Here is a 13,899-nt window from a genome sequence, read left to right on the forward strand (position 1 = left end):
GGATTGTAAATCACAAACGATCATCAATGTTCCTACCTTTATGTACTGAAGGCACATCACTGAACTAACTGTTCAATTTAGACCCGTTTGCCCTAGCAAACGACGCCCGATTCACGTCCAGCAATTCATTTTCGGTTATGACATCGCCATTCAGCATCTGGAAGAGTAAAGCATGATTTATATTTCTGCCGTGGGTATGCTCAATGCCTTGGGCAATAACGTGGATGAGATTGCGCAGAATCTCGTGCTCGGTCAGGCACCCGGCATGTCTGAGCGCTCTGGCTGGCTACAACCCGAAAAAGCCTGCTGTCTGGGAGGTGTTGACGGTGAACTGCCCGCTATTCCTGCCTCTCTGTTTAAACACAACAGCCGTAATAATCGTTTGTTACTGGCTGCCTTGATGCAAATAAAACCACAAGTGGACGATGCTATCACCCGTTATGGTCGGGAACGCATCGCTGTGATCATGGGAACCAGCACATCTGGCCTTGAAGAGGGTGATCAACATGTCAGCCGCACGATCCATCAGCAACCTAATCAGGATTACCATTATTACCAACAGGAACTGGGTGATCCTTCCCGCTTCCTTGCCAATTATCTTAGTATTGATGGACCTGTATTTACCATATCGACAGCCTGTTCATCCAGTTCACGGGCGATTATCACCGGTCAACGTCTGATTGAAATGGATATGGTAGATGTGGCGATTGTTGGTGGTGCGGACACACTGAGCCGCATGCCAATCAATGGATTTAATAGCCTGGAATCTCTTTCCCCCACCTTGTGTGAACCATTTGGTGAAAATCGCCAAGGCATTACTATCGGAGAAGCATCAACATTGCTGCTGCTAACACGGGAACCTCAGCCGAGTGCATCTCAACCAATAGCATTACTTGGCGTAGGGGAATCGAGTGACGCATGGCATATGTCTGCCCCGCATCCTGAAGGGAAAGGAGCCATTGAAGCTATCAATATGGCATTAGGAAATGCAAAACTCTCTCCAGCAGAAATCGGTTATATCAACCTGCATGGAACAGGCACAAAATTAAATGACCAGATGGAATCTATTGTCATCAACCAGATTTTTGGTGAGAACACTCCATGCAGTTCAACCAAGTATTTAACCGGTCATACTCTGGGAGCCGCTGGTGCTTGTGAAGCCGGAATTTGTTGGCTATTGCTGACGCGTAATCTGCCGCTGCCAGCACAAGATTTTTCACGCTCAAACATAGATCCCTCACTGTCTGATTGCGGCTTGCTAACCCAATCGCAACCACTGGAAAAACCGATTGTCATGTCAAATTCTTTTGCCTTTGGTGGCAACAATACCAGCCTGATATTGGGAGTTGCATAATGTCTGACTATTTGCCAGTAGATCGTTATCTCCCACATGAAGCCCCAATGGTGTTATTAGAAAAAATGATCAACGTATCCAGCGATCATGTGCATTGTCAGGTCACAGTCAGCCAAGATGGCGTTCTATCCCCTTTTCTCAATGAAAAAGGCCATCTGCCGGGTTGGTTTGCCATTGAAATCATGGCTCAAACTATTGGTGTCTGGTCTGGCTGGCATCGCAAGAAAAGAGAAGAAGAAGATTCCTCATTGGGCATGTTATTGGGCGGACGTGCAGTACGGTGTCAAGTACCCGCTTTCACCCAAGGCAGCGTGCTGGATATTCAGATGAATTTATTACTGCAAGATGAAAAATTTGGCAGTTTTGAAGGTGAAATCAGTTGTAATGGCACTGTACTGGTAACAGGCCGCCTGAACATCTACCAACCTAACACAACAGAACTCACACAACTAATAAATAAACAGGATGGAGTAGCATAATGCGTTCAGTTCTAGTGACCGGAGCCAGCAAAGGGATAGGCCGAGCTATTGCCTGTCGGCTGGCGGCAGATGGTTTTACGGTCATCGTGCATTATCACCGCGATGCTAAAGGTGCGGAAGAGACACTGGAACAAATTCAGGCGAACGGAGGCAGTGGCCGTATACTGAATTTTGATGTTTCGGATCGAATTATCTGTCGTGAAATACTGGAAAAAGATATCGAAGCTCACGGTGCTTACTATGGTATCGTCTGCAATGCCGGGATCGCCAAAGATGGTGCTTTCCCGGCTTTGCAAGGCAATGACTGGGACAGTGTTATTCATACCAATTTGGATGGCTTCTATAATGTTATCCACCCTTGCGTCATGCCGATGATCGGCTTACGTCATGGAGGACGTATTATCACATTATCATCCGTGTCCGGTTTGATGGGCAACCGCGGACAAGTCAATTACAGCGCGGCTAAAGCGGGCATTATCGGAGCAACAAAAGCACTGGCAATCGAATTGGCGAAAAGAAAAATCACCGTAAACTGCATTGCTCCCGGATTGATTGGCACAGACATGATCCAAATGGAAGAAGCGGCTCTGAAAGAAGCCATGAATATGATCCCCATGAAACGGATGGGGCAAGTGGATGAAGTGGCGGGGCTTGCCAGCTATCTGATGTCTGATATTGCGGGATATGTAACCCGTCAGGTTATTTCAATCAACGGGGGAATGCTATGAGCCATAATGCGATATTCCAGAAGGAATTCCATAAAGACATGCCTCGTAGGGTAGTTATCACAGGAATGGGTGGCATTACTGCACTGGGACACGATTGGCAATCTGTTTCCGCTGGGTTGAAAGCGGGCATCAATACGGTCGAACAGATGCCGGCATGGGCAGAATATGACGGACTCAATACCCACCTTGGGGCACCCGTTACAGATTTTATTTTACCCGAACACTACACCCGCAAACGCATTCGCTCAATGGGGCGTGTTTCTCTGATGTCAACGCGCGCCACAGAGCTAGCCTTAGAGATGGCGGGTTTACTTGGCGATCCGATACTGACCAATGGAGAAACTGGCATTGCCTATGGTTCCTCTACGGGCAGTACCAAGCCAGTCAGTGAATTTGCCACCATGCTGACTGAAAAGCATACCAATAACATCACTGGCACAACTTATGTACAAATGATGCCCCATACCGCCGCCGTCAACACCGGCTTGTTCTTTGGTCTGCGTGGCAGAGTTATTCCAACCTCAAGTGCCTGTACATCTGGCAGTCAGGCAATTGGATACGCGTGGGAAGCTATCCGCCACGGCTATCAAACCGTGATGGTTGCAGGTGGAGCCGAAGAGTTGTGTCCATCCGAAGCGGCGGTATTTGATACGTTATTCGCCACCAGCCAGAGAAATGAAGCACCGAAAACCACGCCTTCTCCATTTGATGTTAACCGTGATGGGCTGGTCATTGGTGAAGGTGCGGGTACATTGATCCTTGAAGAATTGGAACACGCCAAAGCACGTGGTGCCAAGATTTATGGTGAAATCATCGGGTTTGCTACTAACTGTGATGCTTCCCATATCACTCAGCCAAAATCCGAAACGATGCAGATCTGCATTGAAATGGCGCTGAAATCAGCGGGTTTACAGCCAGCCGATATCGGTTATCTCAGTGCTCACGGTACTGCAACCGATCGTGGAGATGTAGCAGAGAGTCAAGCTACAGCCAATATTTTCGGCAACCAAACGCCTATATCTTCACTGAAAAGCTATTTCGGCCATACATTGGGGGCTTGTGGTGCACTTGAAGCATGGTTAAGTCTGGAAATGATGAATGCAGGCTGGTTTGCCCCAACCATTAATCTGCAAGAGGTCGATCCCGCTTGTGGGGAGTTGGATTACATTATGCACCAACCTCGTAAAATCCAGACCGAGTTTATTCAAAGCAATAACTTTGCCTTTGGTGGCATCAATACCTCGATTGTGATCCGACGTTGGGCTTAATTGGGGATTAAGGCCATAGACAAAGCGCAGGGTTAAAACCAGCGCTTTATTATTAAACACAGGTCATCATATGGTGGCCTGGCGTCATTACTATCAAGAATGTTTTGATTCATCATTTGAGATATCATTCATAACATCCTCCCGGTTTTATAAAACGAGAAAGATTAATTTAATACTTAAACATTATTTCTAATTATCTATTACCAGAAAATAATTATGCATATTTATTCTAGATGGTAATAAATACTTTTAATTTTTATTGCGTGATATTATTAATAAAGAAATTTTTCTCATTATGGCTTATTCTAAATAAGCTACCAAAAGCGATAGCTTATATCCGATAGAATTTAAGATGAATGATATAGACCTATTTCATTCTAAAAGTATAATACCAATCTTAACTTTTTCAATAAAAAATAAACATTAATTCTACAAATAAATCCTATGAATAATGAAAAGTTCGAAAGTAGCTTCATTAAGCAACAGAATCAGCTTTCAATAAGGCCAATACCTCCTGACGTTGTTGCGGATTGAGGTTATTCACCATAGTCCGCAGCAATTTATCGCCAGTTTTGGCACTGGGGCTTAATGTGTGTGAAAAAGTCAAATTCATGACAAATCGGTAACCACATTCAATATCAGCGCACGCACAGTAAAGATCGGCAATTTCATGGTGCTTCCGATTGGTTTTACTAATGACCGCTTTAACGCCACATTCAGGGCAAAAAATTTTTAATACGCGCATCCTACTCATTCCCAATAGATTTATATTTTGACAATTTTGACTTTTTGCGTATTTTACCCCTGAATTCACGTAATCTTTCTTAATATGGAATGTAATGTCACTGATACACCAGGCTTCTTTCTACTCCAACCACACAAAGATTCTAATGGGAATCGTTTCGTTATATGCTTTTTTCCATAAATCTTTTCATTCATGAGTATCAGTTTTTCTCGTTGTATCTCTTTATGATAAAGGACTATAGTCCGCACCACTCAAGGCTATTGAGTAAATTACCTACTGCTTAAATCACCAAGATATATTCCAATCCTTGGCATATATCGTGGCGGCCATTCGGCAAAATCTTGATGAGAAGCAGCGCATTTCTGGTTGATTTTTTATGTGGAGACGACAGTAGTGAAACTGCTGCGCAAGAATGACAGTGCATTTGTACCTGTCGCCGGCTTGACTGTTTTTGCAATTGCTTCTGGTTACCTAATGAGCTTAATTCCTCTGTCGATGGCAAGTTTCAGCATTGATACAATTTATGCCAGTTGGTTAGCCAGTGCTTATTACATCGGTCTATTAATAGGCTCAATGATGATTGAACCTGTTATTGCCAAGATAGGTCACCGCCTTTCATTTATTGTTTTTTTGTCGCTCTTATCAGCGACAGTAATTGTATTACCTTTTTTTCCAAATAAAGAAATCTGGTTAGTTGTTCGGTGTATTGCCGGCGTGGCCGTGGCCGGTGTTTTTGTCGTGGTCGAATCTTGGTTGTTAATTGGTGATAGCCCTAAAGAACGCGCCAAACGCCTGAGCTTCTATATGACTTCCCTTTACGGTGGAACAACTTTAGGGCAGTTATTGATTGGGTCTATCGGCACTCAGGGGATGATCCCCTTTATGGTGGTTTCGGTGCTGCTGTTTGTCGCTATTTTGCCTCCATTATTCGTGCGGCACGGACAACCACCCGCGCTCCATCACCAAAGTATATCGCTGAGAAAAATCACCAAATTCAGTAAGCCAGCGATCGTTGGCTGCATAACATCTGGCATTGTTATGGGTACTATCTATGGTTTGATGCCTTTATCACTAAGCCAAAGTGATTTCAACGCCGATCAAGTCGGTGTATTGATGGCATCCATTATTCTGGGCGGAATGGTCATACAGTCTATTATCAGTAAGCTGTCCGTCATCATGAGCAAAACTTTTCTATTGACAATAGTGTCATTACTGGGTGTATTCGCCGTAGGAATAATGTATCTCTTTGATCATTATATTGTAATGATAGTGGCACTGGCACTTTTAGGTATGTCGTCTTTTGCGCTGTATCCCATTGCGATTACTCTTGCTTGTGACAAGCTGGATTCGTCCTATATTGTAGCGGCTAGTCAGGTCATGTTATTAAGTTATAGTATTGGCTCCTCTATTGGGCCACTGGGAGCAGGGCATTTTATGCTACAGCACTACTTTCAAGTTCAGCACAATGGGCTGATGAGTTTCTTTTTCATTGTCTTATTGGTTACTGCAATTTACATGCTGCTGGCAAGCCTAAGCCGTAAAAATGTCCAATCTGAAATTGAAAACGATAGAAAAATAGGGGGGTATTAAATGCAGATACAACAAGCCACCAAAACTGATTTTTCGACACTGATCCAAATTTGGGAAGCCTCGGTACTTGCAACTCATGATTTCTTGCCCAAAGCCATGATTGAAGTTTTACGCCCGCAGATCCTTAACGATTATCTGCCCAATCTTACTGTTTATAAGGCTGTAGAGGGACAAGATAATATCGTGGGATTTATCAGTACCGATCAACATCGAGTAGAAATGTTGTTTATTGTACCACAAGCACGAGGCACCGGAATCGGCAAGATGTTACTGGAATTTGCTATTCACGAATTACAGATCAACGAATTGGATGTAAATGAACAAAATGCACAAGGCGTAGGCTTCTACCAACATATGGGATTTCAGGTTTTTTCTCGCTCAGAGCTTGATGGACAAGGGAATCCGTTTCCTTTATTACATATGAAGCTGACCTGAGATTCATTGACCAATATCTCCTACTCCTGTAACGCCTCAAGCATCGTTGAAAGCCTCAGAATGACTTTTAACATTTTGCGGTTTTTCAGGGAATGAATAACAAAACGATTCTGCCAAAATGACAACAAAATAAGATTTTTTAATACAAAAAAATAAATTTAAATTAATGGAATATTTTGTAAACGACTAAGTGGAACTTAATAGTTAAATGATATAATGGCGTTTTTACCAGTATTTTTATTTCTATTGAGTTTAAGCATTAATGAATTATCTACAACAACCTACAGCTTCAGGGATGAAGCTGTTTACTGATCTTATTGGAAAACGTGTTACTCCTGGAGAACATTGGCATTCTTCCAGCAACCGCACTAAATTTGCACTGCGCAGTATCCTGACACCGGTTTCCACATTGAAACTATTGAATGGCCTTGCCAGAACACCTCGTTATTTGGATATTTTGAAAAAGCAGCCCAGTTTGCATTGTAAATTACACCGCCCATATTTAAGCATTAATTTTAAGCACAAACAAATTGTGAATGCTCTGAATGAACACTATCATCTATTATTCAGCCAGTTAGAACCTGCCATAATTAGCAGAATTTTTGATATTCATGCTTATTTACTGGCAACCATTCAAGGTAAAAATGAAACATTTTTGATATATTGATTCACTGGATAATCTGAATAAAGAAGGTGAACTTTCTTTATATATGACTACCGAAGAAAATATCATTCTGGCTAAATGTGCGTTTACTTTATTGACAATTGATGGCAAACAAACGCTATTTATTGGTGTATTGCAAGGCCCGGCTAAAGGGGATAATTCTCTGGAGATTATCCGCCACGCAACTAAAGAGTGTTATGGGCTATTTCCCAAACGCTTGTTAATTGAGGCTATTTATCGTTTTGCCGAACATGTTAATTGTGAACAAATATTGGCAGTCAGTAACAAGACCCATATCTACCGTAGTATCCGTTATTGGCATAAAAAGAAGAAGCAAATGGTGGCGGATTATAATTCCTTCTGGGAATCCCTTACAACAGTCTGATTTCCTGTCAGAAAGGAATACCAATTGGGAACTCAACGTGGCTTCGTCATTAACCATGTAAGATGGGTTTTAATGGCGGGCCATTCATTGAGAAGAATGCTATAAACGCAAGTGTCTCGTAACGAACCGTCTTTGGCTCGCAAGTGTTGACGCAAAATACCATCCAGTTTTGCCCCCAACCGTGCAATCGCCTTACGACTCCGATGATTTAAAAAATGGGTACGAAATTCCACTGCAACACATTCCAGTTCCTCAAATGCATACTGCAACAATAAAAACTTTGCTTCCGTATTGATAGCAGTGCGTTGGACAGAACATGCATACCATGTAGCACCTATTTCCAATCTGGGAATACTCTCAGCAATATTAATATATCCGGTCATGCCAACGGCTACACCTGTTGCATTATCAATGACAGTAAAAGGCAACATGCTGCCATTAGCATGCAGGTCTAAACGGCGCTCAACTTCCTCATGGACATTTGCAGGATCAGGCACACTGGTATACCACAGTTTATGTAACTGCCCCTCCTCAATAGCGCTAACAAATTCATCATGTCTATCATGCGAAAAAGGTACTAAAGTTACACTTTTTCCTGTCAACGTAACCCAATCTGTTATTTTTCTCATACTTATTTTACCAATATTTATTTCTGTCATACCTTTTATTGAAACATTTAATGCTGAATTATTTATTTAAATCATTATGCAATAGAACATTTACAACATGCACGGCTAAAAGCATACAATAATCATAAATAAGAAGCATTTCTATTCTTAACAGATTTTCATTAAGGTGCCATTGATGCTCTATTTCATGATATTTATCACAATCAGTTAACAAAGTGATTCCAATAATGCTGGAACTGTCTAAATTTAAACATCATCTCATCCGACCACTTGGCTATATAGCTCCATACAGAGAAAAATAATATTTCTTGAGCTACCAAATATTTGATGGAGAATGCAATGAGCAACTACTCTCACCTGCTTGCACCACTGGATTTGGGCTTTACCACACTAAAAAATCGTGTATTGATGGGTTCAATGCATACGGGGCTTGAAGAACATCCCGACGGAGCCCAACGTTTAGCTCAATTTTATGCAGAACGAGCGGCGGGTGGCGTCGCATTGATTGTGACTGGCGGTATCGCACCAAACCAACAAGGCGCTGTCGCCGCAGGGGCAAGTGTCTTGAATAGTGAAGATTCCCTACCCCACCACAAGCTTATTACAGATGCTGTACATCAGGCTGAGGGAAAGATTGCTTTGCAAATCCTGCATGCCGGACGTTACAGCTATCAGAAAAACTCTGTCGCGCCCTCAGCTATTCAAGCTCCTATTAATCCCTTTATACCTCAAGAAATGTCTGAGGAGGACATCCAGCAGACAATCAAAGATTTTGCCCGCTGCGCCCAGCTTGCACAACAAGCAGGCTATGATGGTGTGGAAATCATGGGCTCAGAAGGTTATCTGATCAATCAGTTTCTGGTCACACGCACTAATCATCGGCAGGATGAGTGGGGTGGAACCTTAGAAAACCGCATGCGTTTTGCTATAGAAATTGTCAAAGCCGTCCGTGCCATCACAGGAGAGCGTTTTATCATCATCTACCGTCTTTCCATGCTGGATTTAGTGGAAGATGGTTCTAATTGGCAAGAGATCGAACAACTGGCGCTGGAGATTGAAAAAGCAGGAGCCTCCATCATCAACACCGGCATCGGCTGGCATGAAGCCCGCATCCCAACGATTGCAACTATGGTGCCCAGAGCAGGGTTCAGCTGGGTCACTCAGAAATTAATGGGGAAAGTCAGCATCCCTTTAATTACAACCAACCGCATCAATGATCCCCAAGTGGCCGAACAAATTCTCAGTGAAGGCTGCGCCGATATGGTTTCCATGGCGCGTCCTTTCCTTGCTGATGCCGAATTTGTGTTGAAAGCTGAACAGAACCGCGCTGACGAAATCAATACCTGCATAGGCTGCAACCAGGCCTGTCTGGACAGAGTTTTTGTCGGCAAGTTGACGTCTTGTCTGGTCAACCCACGTGCCTGCCACGAAACCGAATTCATTACTGCCCCCGCCCAAGCCCCCAAAACCATTGCTGTCATCGGCGCAGGGCCTGCGGGACTATCCTTTGCCGTCACAGCCGCCAGCCGAGGACACCATGTCACGCTGTTTGAACGGGAAAATCAAATTGGCGGGCAATTTAATATTGCTAAACAAATTCCCGGCAAAGAGGAATTCCATGAAACTTTACGCTATTTTGAACGCCAATTAGCATTGAATGGTGTCGAATTACGCCTCAAACATACTGCAACTGCCGACCAGCTTTCATCATTTGATGAAGTTGTTATCGCGACAGGGATAACACCACGTACCCCAAATATTGACGGCATTGATCATAAAAAGGTACTGACTTACCTTGATGTATTGAAACACAAGCGGCAAGTCGGAAAACGCGTCGCCATTATCGGTGCGGGAGGTATTGGCTTTGATACCGCTGAATATTTGAGCCAAAGTGGACAAAGCACCAGCCTGAGCAGTCATGCGTTTAACCATGAGTGGGGAATTGACCAGACGATTACATATCGGGGCGGGTTACGGCCGGATGGAGCACAAGCAGAACCCTCTCCACGCAGAATTTATCTGCTGCAACGCAAGGATTCCAAAGTCGGTGATGGTTTGGGGAAAACCACTGGCTGGATACATAAAGCCAGCCTGTCTATGCGGGGCGTAATGATGCTCAACAGCGTTCAATATCTGAAAATTGATGATCAAGGGCTACATATCCGTCGTCATGATGAGCAACAATGCCTTGAAGTAGATAACGTAATTATCTGTGCAGGCCAGGAACCGATGAAAGAACTCTACCAGCCGTTGCAGGCAATGGGGAAAAATGTGCATGTGATTGGTGGTGCAGATGTCGCAGCTGAATTGGATGCCCGCAGGGCTATCGATCAGGGAGCCAGACTGGCGTTGAAAGTGTAACAAGCCAGATCCGGATAAAAATCCAAAGAAAAACGGTGATAATTCGTTGAGCAATTATCACCGTCTTAATGCCAGCAAATGATTAACGCTGAGCTAATCGATCAGTAGCTATGCGGGCATCTTCTGCCTGACAAGCCGCAGCGGTAAACAATACATCAGTGGAAGAATTCAAAGCAGTTTCAACAGAATCCTGCAATACACCAATGATCATTCCTACTGCTACAACTTGCATGGCTATTTCATTGGAAATTCCAAACATGCTACATGCCAGTGGGATCAACAATAATGAACCACCTGCAACTCCAGACGCTCCACACGCAGCGATGGCAGAAACCACGCTAAGCAATATCGCGGTAGGAATATCCACAGCTATGCCCAGCGTATTCACTGCCGCCAATGTCAACACAGTAATGGTTACTGCTGCACCAGCCATATTGATAGTTGCGCCCAACGGAATGGAAACAGAATAGGTATCCTCATCCAGATTCATGCGGCGGCACATTGACATATTCACGGGAATATTGGCGGCAGAGCTGCGGGTAAAGAACGCCGTTACGCCACTTTCGCGCAAGCATTCAAAAACCAACGGATAAGGATTACGACGGATTTTCCAGTAAACAATCAGTGGATTGACGATCAGAGCAACGATAATCATACAGCCAATCAGGACGGCTAACAAATGAACATAGTCGAGCAAAGCTGTAAAACCGGTTGTCGCAATCGTTGAAGAAACCAACCCGAAAATGCCAATAGGGGCCAGACGGATAACAACACGTACAACTTGTGTCACTGATTCTGATAAATCTTGGAGCAGTGTCTTTGTTGATTCTTTAGCATGACGCAAGGCAATACCCAAACCAATTGCCCACGCCAAAATTCCAATGTAATTCCCTTTTAATATCGCATCAATCGGATTGGCGACAATATTGATCAATACCCCTTTCAGTACCTCTACAATATTTTCCGGTGGTGATACTTGAACATTATTCGTCACCAACGCCAACATTGAGGGGAACAACATACTGCCAATTACGGCCACTACTGCTGCAAGGAATGTTCCTATAATGTACAGAAATATTATCGGGCGAATATTGCTTTTCTGGCCTATCTTGTGGTTTGCAATCGAAGACATGACCAATATCCACACCAAAACAGGAGCCACCGCTTTTAATGCGCCGACAAAGAGTGTTCCAAGCAGTTCAACCGATTCAGCCGCAGAAGGCGCTAACCATGCCAGCAAAGCCCCCAGTATTAATCCGATCAGAATTTGTTTGACTAGGCTTCCTTGTGTAATGTACCGCACAAAGCCTTTTTGTTGTTTTTCCATAGTCTGTCCACTTGATATTTTTAGCTCGCTGAGCCTGATGTTTTTGTGTTTGCTTTTCCAGTACAGGAAATTAAGAGAACGACAAAGCATAATTCATTGCAATATACAGACTACACAACAATTGATAACAATTCATTTACATTAGTGTGATCGAAACTGCAATTTTCTCATCGCAATACATTCATGATGTAATAAGCGTGACAATAAAAAACAACAAATTAATCTATTAATTCAATTAATTACCAAAAAATTACTTTCAGCAATAAGCGCAGATTATTTATCTAATACGAATAGCACGGAGACATTACTTTTCGACAAATCAACCAATGAGTCAGTGTGGAATTAACTGACAAAATATATAAATTTAACCCATCCACGTGATAAATTGCCCATTAATGCTATTTTTGTAAAATTCATCAAATGATTAATTAATTGATATATCCGAATGAATTACTTTTACATTGAGGTAATGTTCAATTGCTCAACAAAATTTTCTGTCTCGCTACTGCTGATTTTGTTAAAGTGTCCCTGTCAATCTTTATGCCACCTTGAAGGGATTTCGAGAGCATTTTATGACAACGGAATTTAATGCTTTGTATTTCAAAGCACCAACAGAAATTCACCATAAATGCACCATAAAAGTAAGATGCAATCCTTAACCCGCGTTTTAGGAACATTTGATGGAAATTGTAACAGACCTTATTTATGCACTTTGGCACCAAGATTACGAAACACTAGCTAATCCATCACTAGCATGGGCGATCTACATACTGCTATTTACTATCCTATTTCTGGAAAATGGAATATTACCTGCCGCATTTTTACCCGGTGATAGCCTATTGATATTAGTTGGTGTCTTGATTGCAAAAGAAGCCATGAGCTTTTCTGAAACTTTAATTATTCTTACCGCCGGAGCAAGCCTTGGCTGCTGGGTTGGATATCTTCAGGGAAGATGGCTTGGCAATTCAAAATTAGTTCAGAGCTGGCTGTCACACCTTCCCGCACATTACCATCAACGTGCTCATAACCTATTCCATCGTCATGGCTTATCTGCCTTGCTGATAGGCCGTTTCATTGCTTTTGTCAGAACATTGCTGCCAACGCTGGCAGGTCTTGCCGGGCTAAAAAATGGACGTTTCCAAATCTTCAATTGGCTTAGCGGGTTCCTGTGGGTGATTATTCTAACAACACTGGGTTATGCTCTTGGTAAAAGCCCTCTGTTCCGCCAGTACGAAGAATATCTGATGAATTTTTTGGTTCTGTTACCATTGTGCTTGCTGCTCATCGGCTTAATTGGCAGCCTGGTCGTCGTTTGGCGTAAAAAACGCGCTAATAACTCTTCCCTATAACAATCGGCTGTAAAGTAATCTTTTAAACAATCTACTTTAAACAATTGGCTTTATAACAATCCACTTTTTCCCTGTGATATTACCAAAAACATATCACAGGGCATTACTCTTCCAGCCCCATTTCACTTATCCATTAAGCGCTCTGCTCATCCATTTCAAACAATTTTTTAGATTAATTCGCAGCATATTATGACAATTTTTCATCTATTCATGCTTTAAACTCCTTATAAAAGCGTCTATGGTAGAGATTCATCCATCGTATATTTCAGGAGATAAGTCATGCCACAGAAAAGAAGCTCTGAAGATTTACGCACTGAGTTACAATCCCTCGCGGATACTCTGGAAGAAGTTCTTAATGACTCTGGTGAGAAATCGAAGGCTGAACTGGAAAAATTACGCAGTAAAGCAGAAAAAATGCTGAAAGATGCACGTAATGCCCTCAATAATGCTAACGATAAACTAGTCGATCAAACGAAAGAAATTGCCGGCCGTGCAGATAATTATGTCCGTGACAATCCTTGGACAGGTGTCGGTATCGGTGCAGCAGTTGGCGTTGTATTGGGTGTTCTGCTTTCAAGGCGCTGA

Annotated in this window: 14 protein-coding genes; 11 read left to right on the top strand and 3 right to left on the bottom strand. The window is 42.9% G+C overall.

Annotated features, from left to right (window positions below):
• Window positions 1–172 precede the first annotated feature (172 nt).
• The 4 genes from BM135_RS04355 to BM135_RS04370 are packed head-to-tail and all read left to right on the top strand — an operon-like array spanning window position 173 to window position 3,829.
• Window positions 173–1,354 (top strand): beta-ketoacyl-[acyl-carrier-protein] synthase family protein, encoded by a 1,182-nt coding sequence (locus tag BM135_RS04355; protein ID WP_092518193.1) that lies wholly within the window; start codon window positions 173–175, stop codon window positions 1,352–1,354.
• Window positions 1,354–1,833 (top strand): hotdog family protein, encoded by a 480-nt coding sequence (locus BM135_RS04360; protein ID WP_092518195.1) that lies wholly within the window; start codon window positions 1,354–1,356, stop codon window positions 1,831–1,833. Before BM135_RS04355 ends, BM135_RS04360 begins: the two co-directional genes overlap by 1 nt.
• Complete coding sequence (locus BM135_RS04365; RefSeq protein ID WP_092518197.1) at window positions 1,830–2,561, top strand: 3-ketoacyl-ACP reductase FabG2; 732 nt, start codon at window positions 1,830–1,832, stop codon at window positions 2,559–2,561. Before BM135_RS04360 ends, BM135_RS04365 begins: the two co-directional genes overlap by 4 nt.
• Window positions 2,562–2,599: 38 nt before the next feature.
• A complete protein-coding gene (locus tag BM135_RS04370) occupies window positions 2,600–3,829 on the top strand; it encodes a beta-ketoacyl-ACP synthase (RefSeq protein ID WP_092518428.1) in 1,230 nt (409 codons plus the stop codon).
• Window positions 3,830–4,304: 475 nt separating this feature from the next.
• Here the strand turns inward: BM135_RS04370 and BM135_RS04375 are convergent, their stop codons facing one another.
• Window positions 4,305–4,574, bottom strand: coding sequence for an Ogr/Delta-like zinc finger protein (locus tag BM135_RS04375; RefSeq protein ID WP_092518199.1), 270 nt, complete (start codon window positions 4,572–4,574; stop codon window positions 4,305–4,307).
• A gap of 393 nt (window positions 4,575–4,967) precedes the next feature.
• On the opposite strand from BM135_RS04375, the gene BM135_RS04380 reads away from it, so the two are divergent.
• The 4 genes from BM135_RS04380 (at window position 4,968) to BM135_RS17650 (ending at window position 7,648) form a co-directional block, all read left to right on the top strand.
• Window positions 4,968–6,164 (top strand): MFS transporter, encoded by a 1,197-nt coding sequence (locus BM135_RS04380; RefSeq protein WP_092518201.1) that lies wholly within the window; start codon window positions 4,968–4,970, stop codon window positions 6,162–6,164.
• A complete protein-coding gene (locus BM135_RS04385; RefSeq protein WP_092518203.1) occupies window positions 6,165–6,599 on the top strand; it encodes an acetyltransferase in 435 nt (144 codons plus the stop codon). It abuts the gene before it with no gap.
• Between the two features lie 262 nt (window positions 6,600–6,861).
• Window positions 6,862–7,266: a DUF535 family protein gene (locus BM135_RS17645; RefSeq protein WP_281244109.1), complete on the top strand. Its 405-nt coding sequence runs from the start codon at window positions 6,862–6,864 to the stop codon at window positions 7,264–7,266.
• Window positions 7,267–7,309: 43 nt separating this feature from the next.
• Entirely contained in the window at window positions 7,310–7,648 is a 339-nt protein-coding gene (locus tag BM135_RS17650; protein ID WP_281244110.1) for a DUF535 family protein, read from the top strand.
• 32 nt (window positions 7,649–7,680) lie between these two features.
• Here the strand turns inward: BM135_RS17650 and BM135_RS04395 are convergent, their stop codons facing one another.
• Window positions 7,681–8,277 (bottom strand): GNAT family N-acetyltransferase, encoded by a 597-nt coding sequence (locus BM135_RS04395; protein WP_092518205.1) that lies wholly within the window; start codon window positions 8,275–8,277, stop codon window positions 7,681–7,683.
• Between the two features lie 339 nt (window positions 8,278–8,616).
• On the opposite strand from BM135_RS04395, the gene BM135_RS04400 reads away from it, so the two are divergent.
• Window positions 8,617–10,638, top strand: a complete 2,022-nt coding sequence (locus BM135_RS04400; protein ID WP_092518207.1) for an oxidoreductase — start codon at window positions 8,617–8,619, stop codon at window positions 10,636–10,638.
• A gap of 82 nt (window positions 10,639–10,720) precedes the next feature.
• On the opposite strand, the gene sstT is transcribed toward BM135_RS04400, so the two are convergent.
• Complete coding sequence (gene sstT / locus BM135_RS04405) at window positions 10,721–11,965, bottom strand: serine/threonine transporter SstT (RefSeq protein WP_092518209.1); 1,245 nt, start codon at window positions 11,963–11,965, stop codon at window positions 10,721–10,723.
• A gap of 680 nt (window positions 11,966–12,645) precedes the next feature.
• Here sstT and BM135_RS04410 point away from each other — a divergent pair.
• Together BM135_RS04410 and BM135_RS04415 are read left to right on the top strand one after the other, a co-directional pair.
• Complete coding sequence (locus BM135_RS04410; RefSeq protein WP_092518211.1) at window positions 12,646–13,314, top strand: DedA family protein; 669 nt, start codon at window positions 12,646–12,648, stop codon at window positions 13,312–13,314.
• Window positions 13,315–13,593: 279 nt separating this feature from the next.
• A complete protein-coding gene (locus BM135_RS04415) occupies window positions 13,594–13,899 on the top strand; it encodes an ElaB/YgaM/YqjD family protein (protein ID WP_092518213.1) in 306 nt (101 codons plus the stop codon).

The organism is Xenorhabdus japonica (genome assembly GCF_900115195.1).
Taxonomy (GTDB): Bacteria; Pseudomonadota; Gammaproteobacteria; order Enterobacterales; family Enterobacteriaceae; genus Xenorhabdus; species Xenorhabdus japonica.